A 22712-nucleotide genomic window follows, 5' to 3' on the forward strand; every position below is an offset into this window, starting at 1 on the left:
CCCTTGGAAAAGTGCATATTTAACCCAGCTAACTTAATTAAACGCTTAAAATAACCTTCGAAAAATGGAAAAAAAGGAACGACGGAGCCAAGGATGGTTCGGTAAAACAGGAAAAGATGGACTCATCTATAGGTCTTGGTTTAAGAAGCAGGGCATACCTACCCACGAATTGAATGGCAAACCGGTAATAGGTATCTGCAATACATGGTCTGAACTTACTCCATGCAATAGTCATTTCAGGGAGCTAGCGGAATTTGTGAAGCGGGGGGTGTATGAAGCAGGAGGACTTCCTGTGGAATTTCCGGTAATGTCCTTGGGAGAAACCTTGATGAAGCCCACTGCTATGCTTTACAGAAACTTGGCTAGCATGGATACCGAAGAATCCATACGTGCAAATCCTTTGGATGGGGTAGTGCTGCTTTGTGGTTGTGATAAAACCACCCCATCTCTAGTAATGGGAGCGGCAAGTGTGGATTTGCCTACCATAGTGGTTTCGGGAGGGCCTATGCTAACCGGAAGATACAGAGGTACTTCCATCAGCACCAGTGATATCTGGAGGTTTAGTGAAGAATCCAGGGCAGGACGCATGTCACAGGAAGAATTGTACATCGCGGAGTCAGGTTTATGTAGAAGTGATGGACACTGTGCGGTAATGGGTACGGCAAGCACCATGGCATGCATGGTGGAATCCCTAGGGCTTTCCCTGCCCGGAAATGCTGCTATTCCAGCACCGGACTCGGCCAGAAAAGTGATGGCCCATATGTCGGGGATGGAAATCGTAAAAATGGTGGAAAACGACCTCAAGATTTCCGAAATATTGACTAGGGAGGCCTTTGAAAACGCAATAATGGTGAATGCAGCAATAGGCGGTTCCACCAACTTTGTGATTCACCTTTTGGCCATTGCAGGCCGCATAGGAGTTGACCTCAGCTTGGAAGATTTCGATAAATTCTCCGCGAATATCCCCCTCTTGGCCAACCTACAGCCATCCGGGAAATATTTCATGGAAGACCTTTACTATGCAGGCGGACTGCCGGCTATAATTCGACAGCTTAAGGATCACTTGCACAACGATTGTATAACTGTCAATGGCAAGAGTATAGGTGCCAATGTTGAGATTTTTGAAAATTTCAACGAAAAGGTTATTTCGGCCATCGATAATCCTTTTAATAAAACTTCTGGAATAGTAGTTTTAAAGGGAAACCTTTGCGAAACAGGTGCCATTATCAAGCCTTCAGCAGCCGCACCAGAACTGATGACTCACACAGGAAGAGCGGTAGTTTTTGAGGACATTGACGATTACAAGAATAACATCGACGATCCGGAACTAGACATAGACGAGACCTGCATAATGGTGTTGAAAAATGTGGGGCCAAAAGGATATCCTGGAATGCCCGAAGTAGGTAACATGGGCTTGCCTCCCAAGGTCTTGGATAAAGGGGTTACCGATATGATCCGAATTTCCGACGGCAGGATGAGTGGTACGGGTTTTGGCACGGTGGTGCTCCACGCCTCCCCAGAAGCAGCGGAAGGAGGCAACTTTGCCGTAGTCAAAACCGGCGATAAAATCACCCTAGATGTTCCAAACCGTAAACTGGAATTGTTGGTTTCCGATGAGGAGTTGGCTGAAAGGAAGAAGGCATGGAAAAGACCAGAGCCAATCGCTGACAGAGGGTACGTCGGGTTATATATCAAACATGTGGAGCAGGCCAATCTGGGGGCTGATTTGGATTTTCTAAGGGGAGGTTCGGGTAGCGAAGTTTCCAAGGATAGCCATTGATTCTAGATCATATGGATAGCTATTTGTTCAATCCATCCACTTCTACCCCGGTGGCGGTTGTCACCGGGGCAGGGGTGGGAATAGGACTTTCCATTTGCAAGGAACTAGCAAGAAACGGCGTGAAGGTGGTGCTGAATGATGTTGAGGTAAACCTCTGTCAATTGGCTGTGGAGGAGGTAAACAGGCTAGTGCCTGGTAGTTGCTTAGCTTGGCCTGGAGATGCTTCGGATCCGGATTTCCTTGCGTCTATGGTAAAGGAAGCAGTATCCCATTTCGGAGGTTTAACCATTGCCATCCCCAATGCGGGCATCACCCTTTTCGGGCCTTTTTTGGACTATGCCAGGGAAGATCTAAAAAAAGTAATTGACCTGAATATTCAAGGAAGTTTTTTCTTGGCCCAAGCGGCAGCACGGCAAATGGTAAAGCAAGGGAAGGGTGGTTCTATCTTGTTCATGTCCTCCGTAACGGGTCATCAAGCCCACAAGGATCTTGCGGCTTACGGTATGAGTAAAGCCGCATTGGAAATGTTAGCCAAAACACTGGTGCTGGAGCTTTCTCCACACAAAATAACAGTAAATGCCATAGCACCTGGGGCAACATTGACAGAGCGGACTTCGGCAGAAGAGGGGTATGAAAAGACATGGGCAGACATCACCCCTATTGGAAAGCCCGCCTTACCAGAGGATATTGCCAACGCTGCTGTCTTTCTGGTATCGGACAGGGCAAGGCATATAACCGGCCAAAGTCTGGTAATCGACGGAGGATGGACTTCTACAAGCCCCTCTCCCTATCGCTAACGTGATTTTTTTTACCTTAACGAATAACCCTTAACTTTACAGTTACGCGAAATATCCGACAATTCTGGAATTTTAAATTGCTGAGTTAGGATAAATAGCCTTATCAGCACAGCACAGGATGGTTAAAGAATTGCAGTAATGTATATTCGCTAAAGTTCAATGTTGAAATCAATAATTAATAATTTTATTTAATATGTCAGTTGCAGAAAAAACATTCAAGCATGTAGATTATCTCTGGGATCATAAAAAAGAAAAGGAACTCGGTGATGATCAGGTAGCCTTGTTGCTATATCGTTCAAACATTTTGGGAGCTGACCTCCGCATCACCAATTATGGTGGTGGCAACACCAGCTGTAAAACCATGGAAAAGGATCCGCTTTCTGGTAAGGAAACTGAGATCATGTGGATCAAAGGTTCGGGTGGGGATATAGGCACTTTGACCAGAAGTGGTCTTGCAGGTCTTTACCAGGATAAGTTGCACGCTTTGAAGAACGTTTACAGAGGATTGGAATTTGAAGATGAGATGGTGGAACTTTTTAATCACTGCATCTATGACTTGGATTCGAAAGCCCCTTCTATAGACACCCCTTTGCATGCCTTCCTTCCTTTTAAGCACATCGACCATTTGCACCCAGATGCTGCCATAGCCATAGCGGCTTCCAAGGAAGGTGAAAAAATCACCGAGGAGCTTTTTGAGGGACAAATTGCATGGGTGCCTTGGCAAAGACCGGGGTTTGACATTGCACTAAAGCTGGAAAAAGCTGTGAAGGACAATCCGGGAATACGGGGGATAATGCTGGGAGGCCATGGGCTTTTCACCTGGGCAGATACTTCCTATGAGTGTTATGTAAACAGCTTGGAGATTATCGAAAAGGCCTCACAATATTTGGAAGAAAACTACGGTAAGAAAAGACCGGTATTCGGAGGACAAAAGGTGAAGGCCTTGGCTCCGGAGGCTAGAAAAGACCAAGCAGCAATCCTTGCACCACTTCTAAGGGGATTAGCATCCAGCTATAACCGAATGATCGGTCATTTCACCGACAATGAAAGTGTCTTGGAGTACATCAACAGCAACGATCTGGAAAAGTTAGCCCCATTAGGAACCAGCTGCCCAGACCATTTTTTGAGGACAAAGATAAGGCCTTTGGTGTTGGATATTCCTGCAGACAAAGACCTGAACGATACGAGTTCCATAAAAGAATATTTAGAAAAGGAGTTCCAAAAATACAGAGAGTACTATACAAAGTACTATGAAGATCACAAGAGGGACAATAGCCCCGCCATGAGAGATTCGAATCCGGTGGTAATTATTTGGCCGGGGGTGGGAATGTTTACCTATGCCAAAAACAAACAAACAGCAAGGGTAGCCAGCGAATTCTACCTCAATGCTATTAATGTAATGAAAGGAGCAGAGGCTATTTCCGAATATGTGGCCTTACCCCTACAGGAGGCTTTCGATATAGAGTACTGGTTACTTGAAGAAGCCAAGCTACAAAGAATGCCAAAAGAAAAGCCATTATCCAGAAAAATTGCCCTTGTCACAGGTGGTGCAGGAGGTATCGGAAAGGCAATAGCGGACCGCTTGGCTAAGGAAGGTGCCTGCGTTTTTATTACGGACATTAGTAAGGAGAGACTGGACGAAGCAGTAGCCACTTACGACAAGGATACAGGACATGGTGTGGTAATGGATGTTTCGAAGGCTGATCAGATTACAAGCGCCACCAAAGCGGTCTCTTTGAAGTTTGGAGGATTGGATATTGTGGTCAATTGTGCGGGATTGGCTATTTCCAAGCCAATTTCTGAAACCACTGATGAGGAATGGGATCTTCTTCAAAACGTTTTGGTGAAGGGACAGTTTGCAGTCAGCAGGGCGGCCGTGGAAGTACTTAGGAAGCAAAACAAGGGTGGCGATATCATCAATATTGCTAGTAAGAATGCCTTGGTATCCGGGCCCAACAACGTTGGCTACGGAACGGCAAAAGCTGCCCAGGTCCATATGAGCAGACTTCTTGCAGCTGAGCTTGGCCCAGAAAAAATCCGCGTAAATGTGGTGAATCCTGACGCAGTCATAGAGGGAAGTAAAATATGGGAAGGAGGCTGGGCCGCCGGAAGAGCTAAAGCCTACGGAATCAAAGTGGAAGAATTGCCAGCCTTCTATGCGAAGCGTACCATCATGAATGAAATAATCTCCACCGATGACATTGCCAGTGCGGTGTTTGCTTTTGTAGGGGGTGATTTAAGTAAGAGCACAGGTAATATTTTGAATGTAGATGGCGGTGTGGCAGCTGCTTTCGTGAGATAAAATTGGATATGCGGATAGATGACCAATTCATCCAATCGCACAATGACAAAACTCTCCCAGCGCATCGGGAGAGTTTTGCTCATTTAAAGCAAAGATTGGAGAGCAAAAATGTAGAAGTAGCGACCCTCATCGAAAAAATCAAAAAGTTTCAAATAGCAATTCCAAGTTGGGCATTGGGCACGGGAGGGACACGGTTTGGGAGGTTTCCTGGAGGTGGAGAACCTAGATCCCTGGAAGAAAAAATTGAGGATGTGGGGTTACTGCATGCTTTAAACAAAGCTTCAGGAGCCATCTCCCTACACATTCCATGGGATATACCTGCCGATGCGGATGCGATTAAGGCACATGCAGCTTCCCATGGATTGTTGTTTGATGCCATGAACTCTAACACCTTCCAAAACCAGCCGGGGCAGTCCCACTCCTATAAGTTTGGCTCACTATGCCATACCGACAAGGCAGTAAGGGATCAAGCCATTGCGCATAACAAGGAAGTTATTCACTATGGCAAACAACTCGGCTCAAATTCTTTGACCGTCTGGTTGGCGGATGGATCTTCCTTTCCCGGCCAAATGAATTTTCGAAAAGCCCTGCAACGCACCCTGATGTCCCTACAGGAGATTTATGCCGATCTCCCGGATGATTGGAAGATGTTTGTGGAATACAAACCATACGAACCTTATTTCTACCATACGGTTATTCAGGATTGGGGGACTTCACACCTCCTTGCCAGGGAGCTGGGAGACAAAGCGTTTACATTGGTGGATCTGGGCCATCATCTCCCCAATACCAACATCGAGCAGATTGTTTCTACGCTTATGTGGCAGGGGAAACTAGGTGGCTTCCACTTCAACGATTCCAAGTTCGGAGATGACGACCTTACCGTGGGGGCCTTAAAACCCTATCAGTTGTTTTTGATATTTAATGAGCTGGTGGAAGGTATGGAAAACGAAGAAGGAAATAACCCGGCACCCGCATGGATGATAGATGCCAGCCATAACCTCAAAGATCCCTTGGAAGACCTACTTCAATCGGTGGAGGCCATTCAACTTGCCTATGCTCAGGCACTCCTGATTGACCGGGATGCATTGGAACAAGCTAGGGAAAAGAATGATGCTGGACTTGCACAGGAAATTATGCAAGATGCCTACAGGACAGATGTAAGGCCTATGGTAGCTGAAGCAAGAAGGCAAGCTGGTGCTTCCTTGTTGCCTGTACAAGCCTATAGGGATGCTCAGGTCAGGAAAAACCTAATCAAGGAAAGAGGAAGTAAGACTCTTTCTACTGGACTTTAAACTACAATTCTGCCCTGACAGGTACGGGGCTATTAATGATTAAAAAAATGGCCATACCCGTAATAGCAATCTTTGATATTGGTAAAACAAATAAGAAGTTCTTTTTATTCGACGAAAACCTAAAGGAGATCAAAGAGGAATATGTAAAATTCCCCACAATCACCGATGAGGATGGGGAAGAGTGCGATGATTTAAGGAAAATCTCCAATTGGGCCAAAGAAAAGGTGGAAGCCCTTTGCAGGGATTCCAATTACAGGGTGATGGCCTTGAACTTTTCCACCTATGGGGCTTCTTTCGTTTCTGTAGATGACAGCGGCAAGCCCATCACTCCCATTTACAATTACCTGAAAAAATTCCCCCAAGACCTCCATGAGGAGTTTTATGGGAAATACCCAGAGGAGCAAATAAACACCATAACAGCCTCTCCCACATTGGGAATGCTGAACTCCGGACTTCAACTGTTATGGTTAAAGCGAAAGCGACCCGAGGTATTTAAGAGGATAAAATACAGTCTTCATTTGCCTCAATATATTTCCTACCTATTTACAGGGGAATTTGTGGCAGAACCTACCTCCATCGGTTGTCATACAAAGCTCTGGGATTTCCCCAAGGGAGACTATCATTCTTGGGTTTATGAGGAGGAAATTGCAGAGAAATTCCCCAAAACAGTTCCCACTAGCAATTATTTTGAAAAAACCATTTGTGGTCAAAGAGTAAAGGTGGGAGTGGGTATTCATGACAGTAGTTCTGCCTTGGCCTCTTATTTGTTGAAAATAAACGAGCCTTTTGCATTAATTTCTACCGGAACTTGGAGTATTACACTAAATCCCTATCCGGTAGGGGAACTAACCTTTGATGAACTGAAAAATGACTGTCTGAACTTCCTTTCCATTCAAGGGGGCACGGTGAAGGCCAGCAGGTTTTTATTGGGCTATGAGTTGGATCACCAAATTGAGAAATTGAACCTGCATTTCAAAAAAGAGGCAAAGTACTACAAGGATATAGAGGCAGATGAGGAGTTGCTCCAACAATTTTTATCTGGGGAAATCCCCTCCAAATTTTATCCTGAAACCATGGTAAGAACCCCAATGATTCAAAACATGTTTCCAGAAAACAGGTGGGAACTCAGTGATTTTGACACCTTTGAGTCGGCCTATTATCAAGTTAATTGGGGCTTGGCAAAGTTGCAAAAGGCCTCCCTTTTATTGGCCTTGGGCAAATCCGAAACCAAAAAGGTTTATATTGACGGCGGTTTTGTACACAACAGCGTGTTTATCCGTATGCTTGAGGAACTATTGCCTGAATTCGAACTTAAATTCTCTGATTTCCCCCTTGGTTCAGCATATGGTGCTGCCCTTATGTTGGGACATTCCGAAAAATTTTCTAAACAAAATTTATGAAGCCATTTCTCTTTTTCGTTTTAATGGGACTATCCATGACCACAATTGCGCAAGAACAACCCATTCGAATGCCTCTTTATGAAGGTGAAATCCCTTATGCCAAAACTTCTGAGATGAAGGAGGAGGTAGATAAAAATGAAATCGTGGTGGTAAGGAACGTGGTGGACCCAATGGTTGAGGTTTTCTTGCCGGCCAGACGAAGTTCCACCGGTCACGCGGTAGTAATATGTCCCGGTGGGGGTTATGGCGTATTGGCTTATGATTGGGAGGGCCTGGATATGGCAAAGTGGCTCAACAGCCATGGAATCGCTGGCATAGTGCTTAAGTACCGCTTACCTTCTGGCATTAGCCAAACTGAGCCCCACTTGGTCCCTTTGAGTGACGCCAAGGAAGCTATTAAGCTGGTAAGGGAAAATGCGGATGCCTGGGGAATTGCCAAGGATAAGATAGGGGTAATGGGCTTTTCGGCTGGAGGCCATTTGGCCTCTAGTTTGGCTACTCACTTTGATGATAAGGAAATTGGTGCCTTGGATTCCAGGGCAGGGGTTTCCACAAGACCTGACTTTGTACTGCTGGGGTATCCAGTAATTTCCTTTGACCCTTCATTTACACATTCCGGATCTAGAAACAACCTCCTTCAAGAAACCAAGGAGGCCAAATGGGTGGACTATTTTTCCAACGAAAAACATGTTACCGAATCCACTCCACCTACTTTTCTATTTCATTCACAGGATGACGCAGGAGTGCCTGTGGCGCATAGTCTCCGTTTCTATGAAGCACTGACTGAGGCAGGGGTGCTTGCTGAAATGCACCTTTACCCAAAAGGGGGACATGGGTATGCCCTTTCCATCAATAAGGAAGGAACCCAAAAAGGGTGGATGGAAAGCTGCATAAAGTGGATCAAGTCACTAGAAGATTAAGTCAATCCTCATCGGGCAATTCACTTACTTTGACTTTTTCACTTTGGTCAATATGTTTATGCAACAACCTATCCGCAATATGGTACCCAGCATCGGCATAGGGGTAAAGGAAATGCTTTGCCCCAAGTTTTTGTAGGCTTTCTGCCTGTGAAGCCCTATGGACGGTGAAATAGGCACTCCCTTGATAATTTTTCTTTTGCAAATAAGACCATAGCTTGGTGTCGGAATCGGTCACCGCCAGAGTACTTACAAAGAACTTACTTTCGCTGAGTGGCAACTGTTCCAACAACTCTGGATCCTCCGCATCCCCATAATACACCTTTATTTCACTTTTCTGCCACTCACTTACTAATTGAGGGTCAAAGTCCACCCCCATTACGGAAAGCCCCTTTTTGTCAAAACTCTTCAAAAGATTTGACCCAAACCTTCCAATCCCAAAAACGATAACATCCACCTTTTTGGGGTGTTCAGACAGCTTTACGTTCTGCTCTGCAAAGGGTGCCTTTTTCTCAAAAATGCTTAGGAATGGAGATAGCTTTTCAAATATCTGGTGACTGTAGATGATCAGATAGGTAGATAGGCCTATAGTTATTAAACCCACCAAAGTAACTAACCCCATTGTGGCTTCATCTATGTGGCCAAGACTTAATCCCAAACTAACCAAAATCAATGAAAACTCACTGATCTGTGCCACTGTGAGCCCTGCCAGAAACCCCGTTCTTTTTCGGTAACCTAAAAGTCCCATAATTACCATCACAATGATGGGGTTTCCGATAAGCACAAACATAGAAAAAATAACTGCACTGCCTAATGCAGCCCCCATCAAGGAGAGGTCGATTTGCAAACCCAAATCAATAAAGAAAAACAACAAGAGGAAATCACGAATGGTCGTTAACCTTCCACTTATTACTTCCCGGAAAGAAGTGGAAGCAAGGGAAATCCCTGCTAAAAAAGCACCCACCTCTTGGCTAAAACCAATAATATCCCCCAATGCGGCGAAGGTTACTGCATAGGCGATGGCAAACAATACCAGGAGTTCTTGGGATTTTGCCATTAATTTCACAAGACTTGGCATGACATATTTCATCAGTAGAAAGGTCAATGCCACCATTCCTAGGGCCTTCACCACTACCCAAACCACCTCCATACCTGGACTAGCCCCAGTACCTTCAGCCCCAAGGGCAGAAAGAATAATCATTGCGATGACTACTACAATATCCTGAACGATCAAAAACCCTATGGCAATTTGGCCGTGTAGAGCATCTATCTCCTTTTTGTCGGATAAAAGCTTAACGATAATGATGGTGCTGGAAAAAGTAAGGGCTACAGCAATATAAAGTGAAGTTATGGGCTCAAAACCTAATCCCAGAGCTATAAGAAAACCAAATACAGATGTGAAAATCACCTGCCCTAACCCTGAAAACAAGGCTACCTTTCCAGTTGATTTAATTAAGCCAACATCCAGTTTGAGCCCTACCACAAATAGTAATATGGAGATACCTAGCTCCGCGAGAAGATAAACATTCTCCTTACTCTGTACAAGATCAAAGGCAGAAGGGCCCACCAATATTCCCACTGCGATGAAGGCGACGATCAGGGGCTGTTTAAGCAACCTGGCCACTAGCCCTGCCACAGTAGCAATCAGCAAAATGACAGAAAATTCAATGAAGATATTATCTATTTCGAGCACAGCCTAGAATTTTAAATGACTCAAATATAATTGATATGAAATCGAGCCTGTCCTGACGGCAGTCAGGGCAAGACGAGCACTTCACACGGGGGATGCCCCGTATTCTATCCGGGGCGTTGCGAGATTCTTTGTACCCATTAAGAAACAAATATAAACACATGAAATAATTTTCTGCAATATACTTTCATGGTAATCCCGCTGAAAGCTATAAACTGAACCCATTAAAATGGATTTAGAAACATACAATTTGGGAAAGGTTTTAGGGTATAAGATTGCAATAATTCCACCCAGGTAAGAATAGCATGGAAGTGATGTCCCTTTTTTACCTATATTTATCCATTGATTCCCCCAATCAACTAATAATAAGATTTTAAACCTTTTCTATTGGGGGTGCGTTTTGTTTCAAATGTTACATTATACCACATACGTGTTAGATAAAAGTGCAGACTGGGTTACCTTCATTCACGGAGCCGGTGGCAGTAGCGCTATTTGGTACAAGCAAATTCGGGATTTCAGGAGAGCTTTTAATGTGTTGCTCATTGACCTTAGAGGGCATGGGAAATCAAAGAGCCCGAAATATGATAGGATGCAAAAATATTCATTCGACCTTATCGGGGATGAAATAATCGAAGTACTAGACCACCTGGCCATAAAGCACTCCCACTTTATTGGCATTTCCTTGGGCACCATTATTATTCGCGAAATTAGTGAAAGATACCCCGACAGGATAAAAACCCTGATAATGGCAGGTGCTATCATGAAAATGAATACGCGCGGACAAGTCTTGATGAGACTTGGGTTCATTCTGAGATCCATTATACCCTACCTATTACTCTACAAACTTTTTGCCTTTATCATTATGCCAAGGAGTAAGCATAAAGAAAGTCGCTATCTTTTTATTCAAGAGGCAAAGAAATTGTACCAAAAAGAATTTATCCGATGGTTCAGCTTGGTGGCTCAGGTAAACCCTTTGTTGTCACTGTTTAGGATTAGAGAGACAGGCATCCCTACCTTGTATGTGATGGGACAGGAAGATTATATGTTTTTGCCTTCCATTCGCAAACTAGTGACTAACCATACGTCCAGTAAGCTGTCGGTAATTCCTGATTGTGGCCACGTGGTGAATGTGGACAAGCCAGAAGAATTCAATGCTATTGCCATGGCATTTTTAAAGGCGCGGGTTTATTGACATTCGCTTCGCCTAATTCCTTTTTCTCCGGAGCTTCTTTTTCTTTTTCGGTAGTTTCGCTTGCTTCCCCCTTGCTAAAGAAGATAAGAAAGAATGGGATAATGAAAAAAGTCAGCAATATATAGAGTAACCCCACATACCTGGTTTTTACAGTCTGCTTTCCAAACAAGGAAGCAAGTCTGACTGGAATATCCCTGATATTGGGAAAGGGAAGGAAAATCAGGGTGCCTATCCCGTTGAAGAGGAAATGTACAATGGCGATGCTTATGGCTGCCTCTGTTTTGTAGAGCGCAGCAATCCCAGCAGTAATGGTGGTGCCAATATTTGCCCCAAGGATAAACGGAAATACTTTTTGCAGGCTCACCTTTCCGTTTGCCACAAAAGTGACAATAAGGGATGTGGTAATGGTACTGGATTGTACGGCAGCAGTGGAAAAGACCCCATAGGCGAATGCCCTGGCAGGCAGTTGAAAAATATGCTTGCTTACCTTATCGAATTGGGGCGAAATCAATGATTTGTAAGTACTGGAAGACAGCATTTTTATGGACAAAAACAATAATAAAACACCCAGTATCAGGATAAGTACTGGGTACCCTATCTGTCCAGCTAGTCTTAACGTGAGGGGTCTAAGAAATATCCCCTGAGTACCATACCCTTGTCCGGTAGATTCAAACCCTACGAAGAGAGCCTGGGAAATATAGCTGGCTAGGTTGCTTAAGAACCCAAAATACACCTCAAGCGGAAACAGAATAATAGCAGTAATGATATTAAAGAAATCATGTAATACTGCAGCAGAAAGGGCCTTTTTAAAGCGCTTCTTGTTCATGATAAAACCCAAGGCCACAAGGTTGGAAGTCAAGGTGGTGCCAATGTTGGCACCCATGATCAAGGGGACTGCCTGTCCAAGCTCTATGCTACCTGAAGCTACCACTGCCACCACCATGGCCGAGGTGGTGGAGCTGGATTGGATGAGGGCAGTCATCAAAATACCTACAAAAAGCCCCACAAAAGGATTTTTTGTTGCCAAAAATATTTCATTGGCAACTTGGTTGTTCATCCGGCCAAGGGAATAAGTCATTAAATCTATGGAAAGCATAAATAGTAGGACCCCAACTAACACCGTCAAAATCACTTTTCCATTAACTTGCCACCCTTTTTTTGGCCTTGTTTCAATCATCCTATTTGGTTTAGGAATTTAGCATAGGTAAAATTTGCGCAAATTTCTTATAGATAAAAGGAATTATCCTCATTTGTGTGTAAAGGTTCTGTTAAGTGTGAAAAATCCATGATTTCTTAAAAAGGTTGCTCGTATTTCCTTGAAAGTTTTTTAATATGTTTATCTTTATTTTTTATAGTAAATAACAGGTCCAGGCAGGAATTTCAAGATATTTTAACCCCTTTCTTAGTGACCTGCTTAACAATTTGTTAACATTGAGCTCTGGTTTTCTTATTTAACTTTGTGGTTTAAAATCACCAGCCGCACCACCGACATGGCAAAACTCAAAGATCAAAACATCAATCAAGATGCACTGTCAAAGGCCGCATACTCCCTTTTTGATTTCACGAAAAAACAAAAAACCTTTTTATTAATCGTCTGCATATTAATTTCAATAGCAGGCATCATTACCCCATATACTTATGCGGCCATGTGGTTTGGCTTTGCCTTGGCAGCCTATTCTGCTATAGCCAATGACAGTATTCAAACCATCGGCACTTTCATCGCTTCCAATTCCCAACGGAAATGGTATTACCTGTGGTTGTTCATGGGTTTAATTTTTGTGGGAACTGTAACCTATAGTTGGTTCATATACGATGGAGATGTGAGCTACCAGAGGTTAAGGGTTGATGGGCTGGACCAAGCCCCTCAAAATTTCGTTTTTCTACAATTAGCTGCTCCAATAGTGCTATTGGTAATGACAAGGTTGAGGATGCCAGTGTCCACCACCTTTTTGTTGCTGAATGTGTTCACTTACAAAGCTGGTACTATCGTAGGGGTGATGCAAAAGAGTTTCGTGGGTTATTTGTTGGCGTTTGTGGCTGCAATCATCATTTGGTTTACCTTGGAAAGGTTTGTCAAAAACTACCTTAAAGGCAAACCTAAACCCTATTGGTATATCTTACAGTGGTTGACCTCGGGCTCCCTTTGGGCAGTGTGGATCATGCAGGATGCGGCTAATATCGCTGTTTTTCTTCCAAGATCATTAAATGTTTGGGAGTTTGTAGCCTATACTGGTTTTGTGTTTTTGGGCCTTGGTTTCTTGTTTTATCTGAAGGGGGACAAGATTCAAAGTATTGTAAACGAGAAAACCAGGGTTACCGATGTAAGGGCAGCCACCATTGTGGATTTGGTGTATGCAGTTATTTTGTTTTATTTCAAGGGATTAAACAACATGCCCATGAGTACAACCTGGGTGTTTATAGGGTTGCTTGGGGGAAGGGAATTGGCCATTGCATTAGCCAAATCCAAAAAGCTGAAGAAAAGAAAAGCCCGATTGGTTAGGGCTTACCGCATGGCCAGCAACGACGTGATCAAGGCAGGAATTGGACTTCTGATTTCATTGATACTAGCTTTGATCATTAATGATGGGGTAAGGGAAGAAATATTCAGCCTGATTTTTTAGCCCCTTACCTCACAAATTCATAATTTCATGGCATGGATGTATACACCGACGAATATTTCATGCAGGAGGCCCTGAAACAGGCAAGTTACGCCTTTGAGGAAGGTGAGATACCGATTGGTGCTGTTATAGTTTGCAATAAGAAGATCATTGCTAAGGCGTATAACCAAACTGAAAAGTTGACGGATGTTACTGCTCATGCAGAAATATTGGCACTGACAGCAGCGAGTAATGCATTGGGGGCAAAATACTTGCCGGAATGTAAAATGTATGTGACCTTGGAGCCCTGCGTGATGTGTGCAGGAGCCCTATTTTGGGCACAAATCGGTGCACTTTATTATTCCGCTCCCGACCCTAAACGGGGTTTCAGCAAAGTTTCCAATTCACTTTTACACCCCAAAACCAAGGTCAGTACAGGGTTATTTTCGGAAAAATCATCCACCATGATCAATGAATTTTTCAAAAAGCTAAGAAATTAGAGTTATCTGCAATAAAGAGAACCATTTTTGTGGGTATTTGGTTAGTTTAACAGGTTTTTAAAATACCTAACACCAACAACTAAATTTTATGTTCAACTTTAAATCTCTATAAAAAATGGCTTTTGAACTTCCTGCATTACCCTATGAAAAAAATGCGCTAGAACCGCATATTGACGCTAAGACCATGGAAATTCACCATGGCAAACATCACAATGCCTACGTAACCAACCTTAACAACGCTGTTAAGGGCACTGATCTGGAAAATAAAAGCATAGAAGAGATCATGAAGAATGTTTCCTCAGCCTCTGGTGCTGTCAGAAACAACGGAGGCGGACATTATAACCACTCTCTCTTTTGGACCATACTTTCCCCAAAAGGTGGGGGAGAACCCAGTGGAGAGTTGGCCGATGCCATAAAAAGCAAGTTCGGCTCTTTCGATGCTTTCAAGGAAGAATTTGGCAAAGCAGCAGCTACCAGATTCGGTTCTGGTTGGGCTTGGCTTTGTATAGATGGGGGCGAACTGCATGTATGTTCTACTCCCAACCAAGACAATCCCCTGATGGATGTGGCGGAAACCCAAGGTACCCCTCTATTAGGATTAGACGTTTGGGAACATGCTTATTACCTAAATTACCAAAACAGAAGACCAGATTACATCAGTGCCTTTTGGTCTGTTGTGAATTGGGATGAAGTCAGCAAGCGATATGCATCCGCAAAATAATTGATTAGATAGTGTGATTAATATCCCCCAGGCCCTTTGGTTTGGGGGATTTTTTTTGGTCTTACCAAATGTTGTACGGGCAACGTACAGTCAAAGTGTACGAATTTGGTACAATGTCTCTTGTTACAATATTTTCAATGTGCTGATTACTAGTATTTTAAAGGATTTTTTTCATTTGGCACTGCTTTTTCATTGGAAGGTTCTAAACATAAAAGCGTTACTATGAAAGCTGTTCCTTTCTTTTTTGCATGTTACTTTGCATTCTTTACACAAATTTCCTTTGCCCAAGAAACCACCCAAACCGTAAGTGGGCAATTAATCTCTCCTTTGGGTGAACCTTTGCTATTTGCCAATATTTCTCTTAAACTCGAAGAAGGTGGAGACCTGGTAGCCGGAGTGGTAAGTGACGAATCTGGGCTTTTCCTTATCCGCACCCAACGTACGGGTAAATTCTTCTTAAGCATCAGCAGCATGGGATACGAAACCATCGTTACACCCCAATTTGAACTTGGTGAAGGAGAAAATTTAGACCTTGGGGAAGTGACTATGGAAGAAATAGTCAGTGATTTATCTGAAGTGACTGTGCAGGCCGCCCGGGCACAAATTAGCATAGAAGCGGATAAAACTGTAGTGAATATTGAGGGGTCGGTAATGGCTGAAGGGAACACTGCCCTAGAGGTATTGGGACGTTCACCCGGTATTTTTGTGGATGCTGACGGAAATATCAGCTTGAACGGAAGAAGTGGTGTAATTGTGCTATTGGATGATAGGCAGACCTATATGAGTGCAGAGGATCTGGCTAATTTCCTGAGGGCGATGCCAGCGGATAATATCAAGAGCATAGAAATAATCAATAATCCACCCGCTAGGTATGACGCCGAAGGCGCTGGTGGTGTCATCAACATAAAGCTCAAGAAAAACACAGTGAATGGCACCAATGGCAGTTTAAACATGGGTACTGGGTATAATGGACTCCATGCCCCATTTGGTGGAGCAAATATCAATGTAAAACGTGGAAAATGGTCTACCTCCGCTAGCCTGAACTACAGCGACTGGGCACGTTACCAGGATATTGAAATCTTTAGGAGGTTTCAGCTAGAGGAAGGGCTTTCGGCTTTTGACCAGAATGCCAGACTTAAATTGGTCAGGAGCAACTATTTCTTTAATGGGGCCGCAGACTACCAAATCAATGACCAACATAGCGTAGGGTTTAACTTGCAGGCCTCCATGCAAGACGGCAAAGAAGATGGCCTTTCCGAAACATTGATCAGCAACCCAACCACCTCAGCCCTAAACAACCTGGAAGCCCTTAACGACAGCAGGTCGGGAAACAACCGCAATTTTGGAAACCTCCACTACGTAGGCAAACTGGATACCCTTGGGACCAAAATTACTGCAGACATCGACTTTACCCGAATGGACGCGGACAGCAGAAGTATGCTGAACAACCGCTATTGGATCAACGACGACACTGCAAATGTAGATAGGGATCGGATTCTGACCAACAACTGGATGAACTATTCCATTTTTACTGCTAAGGTAGATTTCACCAAACCACTTGGCAATGGCGGGACCCTAGAGGCAGGAGTAAAAGGGAGTTGGGTGAAATCAGATAATGATTTGGACATAGCAAAAAGTGCTGAGGAAGGCCCCTTTTTGCCTGACCCATCCAGCAATCACTTTATCTATCAAGAGAATGTTCTGGCCGCCTACACCAACTTCCAGATGCCCCTTGGCGATAAGTTTAACCTCCAAGCTGGGCTTCGTGCTGAATATTCTGACATCCTTGGCAATTCTATTACCATGAATCAGCAGAATGTGCAACAATATTTGGATTTTTTTCCTAATTTAAACCTTCAACACAAAATCAGTGACAATTACCAAATTGTTTACAATGCAAATAGACGAATCACCAGGCCCAATTACCGTCTGCTTAATCCCTTTGTTTTCTACATTGACCCCTTGACCATGGAGATAGGAAACCCCAATCTTACTCCACAATATGCAAATAACTTTGAAATGAACCATATCATTAAAGGTGCTTATCAGGTAGCTTTAAGTTATGCCAGAACCTATAACGCATTTGGCCAAATCCTGACCCAGGAAGAAGATACCCGTATGTCTTTTATTCAAATGCAAAACCTTGATGTCACCCAGCACCTAAATTTGAGGGTGGTCTTCCCCATAGAGGTTTCCGACAGCTACAGCATCAGCAATATGGTTCAAGGTAACGCCAATACCTTCCAAGCGCAGCTTGGTGATGAATTGTTAGATGTAAGTCAGTTGTCCATGATGGCCCGAACTCAACATAATCTAGTATTACCTGATGGATGGAAAATGGAATTGACCGGGATGTATTTGAGCCCTTTTAGGGAGGGGCAATTAAAGTTAAAAGCAGTAGCCTGGGTGGATGCAGGGGTAACCAAAACATTCAAAAACAACTTAAGTGTAACCGTGAATGGTACCGACTTGTTGAGGTCACAGCGGTTCAGGGGAAACATATTATTTGATAACATCAACACCGATGTAGCTCAGTATAACCATATGCAAGGGGTGAGGCTTACCCTTAGGTGGAAATTCGCACAAGGAGAGAATTTCCGGGTGTCACAAAGAAGCGGTAGCACCGAGGAAAGAGACAGACTTGAATAGCCATTAAGATAAGGTTTTTTAACAATAGTAAAGGCAATGTCCAGTGGGCATTGCTTTTTTTATGGCAAACTAACATTGACTCAAAAATTGTGCAGAATAATATTGGTAAATCAATAATCATTTACTAACTAAGCAGGGGTATACCCAACTATGGAACAATATGGACATATTGAAACGAAATAACATCATCCGCTTTGGAAGGGGGGCCGTCCCTATGCTTTTTTCCCATGGGTATGGCTGTGACCAGAATATGTGGAGGTACATAACCTCGGCCTTCGAGGAAGATTATGAGGTTTACCTATTTGACCACGTGGGGTCGGGAAGGTCTCAGGAAAATGCTTATGATCCGGAAAAATACAGTTCTCTTGAAGGTTATGCATCCGATGTTGTGGAAATTTGTGAATGCCTGGGATTAAAAGACACTATTTTCGTGGGCCATTCCGTCAGTGCCATGATTGGGGTTTTGGCAAGTATCAAAAGGCCTTCCCTTTTTAGCCAACTTATAATGGTGGGCCCTTCAGCTAAATACATTAATCAAAACGGTTATTTTGGAGGTTTCAATGAAAGCGACATTATGGAATTGGTTGAAACCCTAGAAAGCAACTACCTAGGTTGGGCTAGTCACATAGCACCCGTTATTACAGGTAGACCCGATAAACCGGAATTCAGCGACGAACTAAATAATAGTTTCTGCAGTATGAACCCCGACATTGCAAAACAATTTGCAAAGGTGACATTTTTGGGGGACAATAGAAAAGACTTACCTAAAGTGACTATCCCTAGTTTGGTGATACAGAGTAACCCGGACACCATAGCCCCTGTTGAAGTGGGAAAATATATTCAATCCGAAATCCCAAATTGTGAATATATTGAACTAGATTCACCTGGGCATTGTCCCCATTTGACAGAACCCCAACAAACTATTGCAGCGATTAAATCTTACCTTAACCTCTCAAAGTGACTAAGCCCACAAATTCTGCACTTCTTGAAGATTTTTTTGAATTTGCGCCATGTGGTTTTGCCACCATTGACGCCGGAGGGTTGGTGCATAGGGTCAATCACACCCTATTAGGTTGGCTGAACCAATCTAGGGAACAAGTGGAAGGCAAGCAGAATTTCAGAAATTGGTTTGAAGTGGGGAACAGGATCTTTTTGGACACCCATTTCTTTCCTTTATTGAAAATGCAAGGAGAGCTTAAGGAGGTGAGCCTTGCCCTGAAAACCATTGATGGCAGAAAAATTCCCGTATTGGTAGGTGCCAATAAACTGAACCATCCTCAGAAACCTTTAGGAGAATACAGGGTTACTTTGCTGGATATAAGCCAACGAAAATCCTTTGAACAAGAGCTTATCAAGTACAGGAAATCTCTGGAGCAAAACAACCAAAAGCTAAAGCAAATTAACGAAGGGCTGGAGGCATTTACCCGGGCAGCCTCCCATGACCTGAATGCTCCCCTCAATACCATTGCAGGATTGGTAGGACTGTTGGGTCAAAATATCCCTACAGGTTCGAAGCATTCCTATTTCCTTGAACTAATTCATAGAAACATCCACCGGATGAAAATTACCCTCAAGGATTTATTGGACTATGCCAAGCAGGATGGCTACAGTTCAACTCTGGAAAATATCCCCCTACAGGAAGTGGCGAGAGAGGCAATGGAATTAATAAGAGAGGAAATTGAGAGAAGCAAGGCCTCCATCAATATTGCAGAACTACCGATGGCACGTGGCAACCGCATACAACTCACTAGGGTATTTCAAAATTTGTTTTCAAATGCCATAAAATACAGATCAGAAGATAGCCCCGTCATCCATGTTTATGGAGAAAGCTCGGATAATACCCATACCATTCATGTAAGAGACAACGGAATAGGATTTGACATGTCCTATGCCGATAAGATTTTTGGGTTTCTGGAGCGGCTCCACAGCCATGATGATATAGAGGGTACAGGAATAGGGCTGGCTTTGTGTAAGAAAATTGTGGAACAACATGGTGGTAAGATTTACGCTTACTCTCAAGTTGGAAAGGGGAGCACTTTCACCTTTCAACTCCCAAATATAAGCCGTGGGCATAAATTGGATAATAATTAACTTTCAATGGGTAGGGAAAGGAAAAATTAGCCCTACCTGAATGCATATTAAGGTTTTAAACCATGGAAAAAACCGACAACATCCTACAGGTTGGGGTACTTGGCTGTGGTCCCATTGCCCAATTTGCGCATCTGGAAGCTTGCCAGAAAGCACCCAATGTAAAATTATATGCGGTATGTGACCAGGCAGAGAATTTGGCCAAAAAGATGGGGAACTTCTACGGTGCCGAAAAGGTGTATACCGATTACGGGGAGATGTTGGCTGACCCCTCCCTGGATGCGGTAATTGTTGCCACCTCGGATCCTTTCCACCTTAATGCCGCCCTCCAGGCCATACTTGCCAGGAAACATGTGCTGGTGGAAAAGCCACTGGGAACCGATTTGGAAGAGGCAATTGCCTTGGGCGAGGAAGTGACCCGCTCCGGGCTTCATATGCAAGTGGGGCATATGAAAAGGTTTGACCCTGGCATCGTTTCTGCCAAGCAGTTTATCCGTAAGGATTTGGGCACCATTGTGGCGTACAAGGGCTGGTATGCCGATTCTACCCACCGGTACGACATGACCGATAGCACCCAACCCTTGCCCCATACCAGTACCATTTCCAAAAAACCCAGTATAGATCCCAAAGCCGATTTGGAGAAATATTACATGCTGGCCCATGGCAGCCATTTGCTGGATACGGCCCGATTTTTGGCAGGCCCCATCAGCAGTATCCACGCTAGACTCAAAAGGGAGGGTGACATGTATTGTTGGTTTATGGATACGGTGTTTGAAAGTGGTGCTAATGGGCATCTGGACCTTACTGTGGCCGTGCGCATGGATTGGCACGAGGGCTTCCACCTCTACGGCACAGAGGGCAGCGTATTGGGTAAGATTTATAACCCATGGTATTTCAAAACCAGCGAGGTAACTTGTTTTTCTGCAAAACAAGGAGAATACCGGCAAGTTTTGGACAACAAGGCACATTTCTTTAAAAACCAGCTAGGTGCATTTGCCCAAAGTATTTTGACCGGAGACCCCAATCATGGATCGAACTTGGACGATGGCATCGCCTCCATAAAAGCCATGCTGGCCATTCATAAGTCGGTGGTCAAAGGGGAGCGGATTTGGTTAGATACCATCAAGCAAGGAGTGTTATAAAATCGAGCATGCCTACCGGTTTACCAGTCGCAGGCATGGCCAGGCATGCATGACGCGCACGGGAGACACCGGGATAATTATTGTAACGGGACAGGCTCCCCAATCGATTCCGATGGCTATCGGGACGGGGCAAGCTACCTGCCGACGTTACCAACCTTCTGGCAGGTGTGAAAACTGAAAAATAATTACAAACATATGAAATCGAGCCTGTCCTGACGGCAGTCAGGGCATGACGCAAGCGACGCACGGAGGGATGATTATCATGGCGAGATTCCATGTGGCCATTGAAAAGAAAATATAAACACATGAAATCGAGCCTGTCCTGACGGCAGTCAGGGCATGACGAGCACGTCACACACTGGGATGCCCCGATAGCTATCGGGGAGATGCGAGATTCCCCCGAAGCGAGTTCCCCGAATCAAGTTCGGGGCAGGCAGGGGCAGGCTATATGGCCTTTAAAAAACAAATTATAATCATATGAAATTAGGAATATTTGCCAGAACCTACCATACCCAAGACCTGGAACAATTATTTTCCAGTATTTCCAAAGATGGTTTGTCTGTGGTGCATTTTAATATGTCCTGTGCCGGGCTGGATGCACTTCCCGAAACCGTGCCGGAAGGATTTCCAGAGTATATCAAGGGGTTGGCAGAAATGTTTCGGGTAGAGTTGGGGGGCATATCGGCCACTTATAATATGATCCATCCAGATCCGGCCATACGACATGCCGGTGCTAGATCATTACAGGAATTGGCTGCGGCAGCATCCAGCATGCAGGTAAAGCTAGTTAGTCTTTGCACAGGCAGCAGGGATCCGGACAAGTGGAAATGGCATCCAGAGAATTCAAGTAAGGCATCATGGAAGCAGCTTTTATTGTCCATGGAAGAGGCGATCAGGGTTACCGAAACGTTTGGAACCCTTCTCGGCATTGAGCCAGAGCAAGAGAACATCGTGAAAACACCAGCATTGGCAAAGAAGCTCCTAACGGAACTTCAGGAACCCAGGCTGCGCATTATCCTGGATCCCGCCAACCTGTTTCAGACCGCCTCATCCAGGGAGGCAGTCACCCGGGCTATGGATTCCGCCATGGATTTGCTGAAAGGACACATTGCCATGGCCCATGCCAAGGACAGGACCTTGGAAGGAAAGGTGGTAAGACCTGGCAAGGGGGCAGTGGATTTTGGGTGGTTTTTGCAATCCTTAGTAAGGACTGGGTTCCAAGGCCCGTTGATTATGCATGGTTTGGACGAGGCAGAGGTTCCGGAGGCTAGTGACTTTTTGCTGGATTTAATAAATGATGGCAAAAACAGAGGGTACTGAGGCACCTAAAATAAGCCAAAGGAAAAAGAAATGAGTCTCCCGCAGATTCCGCTGATACCCGTTTTCGCAAGTAAACTGGATTAACAATCAGTGCAAAGAATACCCTTTCGTGTGGTTTACCTTTTTTTATGGTAAAATCACCTCTGCGCCAATCTGCGAAATCCGCGGGCAACCCTTTTCCACCAAGATCCAGGAATTCTCACCTTTTTTGCAGGAACCTGTTTCCCCAATAAATTGGATGAATAGAGATTTTAGGAATATTAATCCCTAACTTGAATAAAATTTACGTGTTATACGATCTGGATCCCCATTTTCTCGATAAATT

The 22712-nt window shown here is 44.2% G+C and carries 17 protein-coding genes; 15 read left to right on the forward strand and 2 right to left on the reverse strand.

Going from position 1 to position 22712, the window contains the following annotated elements:
* Window positions 1-64 precede the first annotated feature (64 nt).
* The 6 genes from DB520_RS02675 to DB520_RS02700 all read left to right on the forward strand — a co-directional run bounded on the left by DB520_RS02675 (window position 65) and on the right by DB520_RS02700 (window position 8491).
* A complete protein-coding gene (locus DB520_RS02675) occupies window positions 65-1780 on the forward strand; it encodes an IlvD/Edd family dehydratase (protein ID WP_114748097.1) in 1716 nt (571 codons plus the stop codon).
* An 11-nt stretch (window positions 1781-1791) separates the two neighbouring features.
* Window positions 1792-2577 carry an SDR family NAD(P)-dependent oxidoreductase gene (locus DB520_RS02680; protein WP_114748098.1) on the forward strand — a complete coding sequence of 262 codons (786 nt, stop codon included), beginning with the start codon at window positions 1792-1794 and terminating at the stop codon, window positions 2575-2577.
* A 193-nt stretch (window positions 2578-2770) separates the two neighbouring features.
* The gene (locus tag DB520_RS02685; RefSeq protein WP_114748099.1) at window positions 2771-4879 is read left to right on the forward strand and encodes a bifunctional aldolase/short-chain dehydrogenase; all 2109 of its coding nucleotides are present in this window, start codon (window positions 2771-2773) and stop codon (window positions 4877-4879) included.
* An 8-nt stretch (window positions 4880-4887) separates the two neighbouring features.
* Complete coding sequence (locus DB520_RS02690) at window positions 4888-6171, forward strand: TIM barrel protein (RefSeq protein WP_114748100.1); 1284 nt, start codon at window positions 4888-4890, stop codon at window positions 6169-6171.
* 47 nt (window positions 6172-6218) lie between these two features.
* Window positions 6219-7571: an FGGY-family carbohydrate kinase gene (locus DB520_RS02695; protein ID WP_114748754.1), complete on the forward strand. Its 1353-nt coding sequence runs from the start codon at window positions 6219-6221 to the stop codon at window positions 7569-7571.
* On the forward strand, window positions 7568-8491 hold the full coding sequence (locus tag DB520_RS02700) for an alpha/beta hydrolase (RefSeq protein WP_114748101.1): 924 nt from the start codon (window positions 7568-7570) through the stop codon (window positions 8489-8491). Before DB520_RS02695 ends, DB520_RS02700 begins: the two co-directional genes overlap by 4 nt.
* A 1-nt stretch (window position 8492) precedes the next feature.
* Here the strand turns inward: DB520_RS02700 and DB520_RS02705 are convergent, their stop codons facing one another.
* Entirely contained in the window at window positions 8493-10181 is a 1689-nt protein-coding gene (locus tag DB520_RS02705; RefSeq protein ID WP_114748102.1) for a cation:proton antiporter, read from the reverse strand.
* A gap of 427 nt (window positions 10182-10608) precedes the next feature.
* Here DB520_RS02705 and DB520_RS02710 point away from each other — a divergent pair, with 427 nt between their 5' ends.
* A complete protein-coding gene (locus tag DB520_RS02710) occupies window positions 10609-11370 on the forward strand; it encodes an alpha/beta fold hydrolase (protein WP_317047736.1) in 762 nt (253 codons plus the stop codon).
* Here DB520_RS02710 and DB520_RS02715 read toward each other — a convergent pair.
* The gene (locus DB520_RS02715; RefSeq protein ID WP_114748104.1) at window positions 11333-12547 is read right to left on the reverse strand and encodes a Na/Pi symporter; all 1215 of its coding nucleotides are present in this window, start codon (window positions 12545-12547) and stop codon (window positions 11333-11335) included. The two genes, DB520_RS02710 and DB520_RS02715, sit on opposite strands and share 38 nt — an antisense overlap.
* Before the next feature lie 313 nt (window positions 12548-12860).
* Here DB520_RS02715 and DB520_RS02720 point away from each other — a divergent pair, with 313 nt between their 5' ends.
* The 8 genes from DB520_RS02720 to DB520_RS02755 all read left to right on the forward strand — a co-directional run bounded on the left by DB520_RS02720 (window position 12861) and on the right by DB520_RS02755 (window position 22387).
* Complete coding sequence (locus DB520_RS02720) at window positions 12861-13991, forward strand: hypothetical protein (RefSeq protein ID WP_114748755.1); 1131 nt, start codon at window positions 12861-12863, stop codon at window positions 13989-13991.
* A gap of 32 nt (window positions 13992-14023) precedes the next feature.
* Window positions 14024-14467, forward strand: a complete 444-nt coding sequence (locus DB520_RS02725; RefSeq protein ID WP_114748105.1) for a nucleoside deaminase — start codon at window positions 14024-14026, stop codon at window positions 14465-14467.
* A 115-nt stretch (window positions 14468-14582) separates the two neighbouring features.
* Window positions 14583-15188, forward strand: a complete 606-nt coding sequence (locus DB520_RS02730; protein ID WP_114748106.1) for a superoxide dismutase — start codon at window positions 14583-14585, stop codon at window positions 15186-15188.
* A gap of 222 nt (window positions 15189-15410) precedes the next feature.
* Window positions 15411-17837 (forward strand): outer membrane beta-barrel family protein, encoded by a 2427-nt coding sequence (locus DB520_RS02735; protein ID WP_114748107.1) that lies wholly within the window; start codon window positions 15411-15413, stop codon window positions 17835-17837.
* Between the two features lie 160 nt (window positions 17838-17997).
* Window positions 17998-18798 (forward strand): alpha/beta fold hydrolase, encoded by an 801-nt coding sequence (locus DB520_RS02740; protein ID WP_114748108.1) that lies wholly within the window; start codon window positions 17998-18000, stop codon window positions 18796-18798.
* Window positions 18795-19928: a sensor histidine kinase gene (locus DB520_RS02745; RefSeq protein ID WP_114748109.1), complete on the forward strand. Its 1134-nt coding sequence runs from the start codon at window positions 18795-18797 to the stop codon at window positions 19926-19928. The genes DB520_RS02740 and DB520_RS02745 overlap by 4 nt, the downstream gene beginning before the upstream one ends.
* 62 nt (window positions 19929-19990) lie before the next feature.
* The gene (locus tag DB520_RS02750; protein ID WP_114748110.1) at window positions 19991-21067 is read left to right on the forward strand and encodes a Gfo/Idh/MocA family protein; all 1077 of its coding nucleotides are present in this window, start codon (window positions 19991-19993) and stop codon (window positions 21065-21067) included.
* A 477-nt stretch (window positions 21068-21544) separates the two neighbouring features.
* On the forward strand, window positions 21545-22387 hold the full coding sequence (locus DB520_RS02755) for a sugar phosphate isomerase/epimerase family protein (protein WP_114748111.1): 843 nt from the start codon (window positions 21545-21547) through the stop codon (window positions 22385-22387).
* Window positions 22388-22712: the final 325 nt, after the last annotated feature.

It is taken from the genome of Pleomorphovibrio marinus (genome assembly GCF_003347495.1).
In the GTDB taxonomy this organism is placed as follows: Bacteria; Bacteroidota; Bacteroidia; order Cytophagales; family Cyclobacteriaceae; genus Pleomorphovibrio; species Pleomorphovibrio marinus.

Excerpts from the sequence above, each read along its gene's own strand:
- DB520_RS02675 (WP_114748097.1), top strand. The coding sequence starts at position 65 with ATGGAAAAAAAGGAACGACGGAGCCAAGGATGGTTCGGTAAAACAGGA.
- DB520_RS02680 (WP_114748098.1), top strand. The coding sequence starts at position 1,792 with ATGGATAGCTATTTGTTCAATCCATCCACTTCTACCCCGGTGGCGGTT.
- DB520_RS02685 (WP_114748099.1), top strand. The coding sequence starts at position 2,771 with ATGTCAGTTGCAGAAAAAACATTCAAGCATGTAGATTATCTCTGGGAT.
- DB520_RS02690 (WP_114748100.1), top strand. The coding sequence starts at position 4,888 with ATGCGGATAGATGACCAATTCATCCAATCGCACAATGACAAAACTCTC.
- DB520_RS02695 (WP_114748754.1), top strand. The coding sequence starts at position 6,219 with ATGGCCATACCCGTAATAGCAATCTTTGATATTGGTAAAACAAATAAG.
- DB520_RS02700 (WP_114748101.1), top strand. The coding sequence starts at position 7,568 with ATGAAGCCATTTCTCTTTTTCGTTTTAATGGGACTATCCATGACCACA.
- DB520_RS02715 (WP_114748104.1), bottom strand. The coding sequence starts at position 12,547 with ATGATTGAAACAAGGCCAAAAAAAGGGTGGCAAGTTAATGGAAAAGTG.
- DB520_RS02720 (WP_114748755.1), top strand. The coding sequence starts at position 12,861 with ATGGCAAAACTCAAAGATCAAAACATCAATCAAGATGCACTGTCAAAG.
- DB520_RS02725 (WP_114748105.1), top strand. The coding sequence starts at position 14,024 with ATGGATGTATACACCGACGAATATTTCATGCAGGAGGCCCTGAAACAG.
- DB520_RS02730 (WP_114748106.1), top strand. The coding sequence starts at position 14,583 with ATGGCTTTTGAACTTCCTGCATTACCCTATGAAAAAAATGCGCTAGAA.
- DB520_RS02735 (WP_114748107.1), top strand. The coding sequence starts at position 15,411 with ATGAAAGCTGTTCCTTTCTTTTTTGCATGTTACTTTGCATTCTTTACA.
- DB520_RS02740 (WP_114748108.1), top strand. The coding sequence starts at position 17,998 with ATGGACATATTGAAACGAAATAACATCATCCGCTTTGGAAGGGGGGCC.
- DB520_RS02750 (WP_114748110.1), top strand. The coding sequence starts at position 19,991 with ATGGAAAAAACCGACAACATCCTACAGGTTGGGGTACTTGGCTGTGGT.
- DB520_RS02755 (WP_114748111.1), top strand. The coding sequence starts at position 21,545 with ATGAAATTAGGAATATTTGCCAGAACCTACCATACCCAAGACCTGGAA.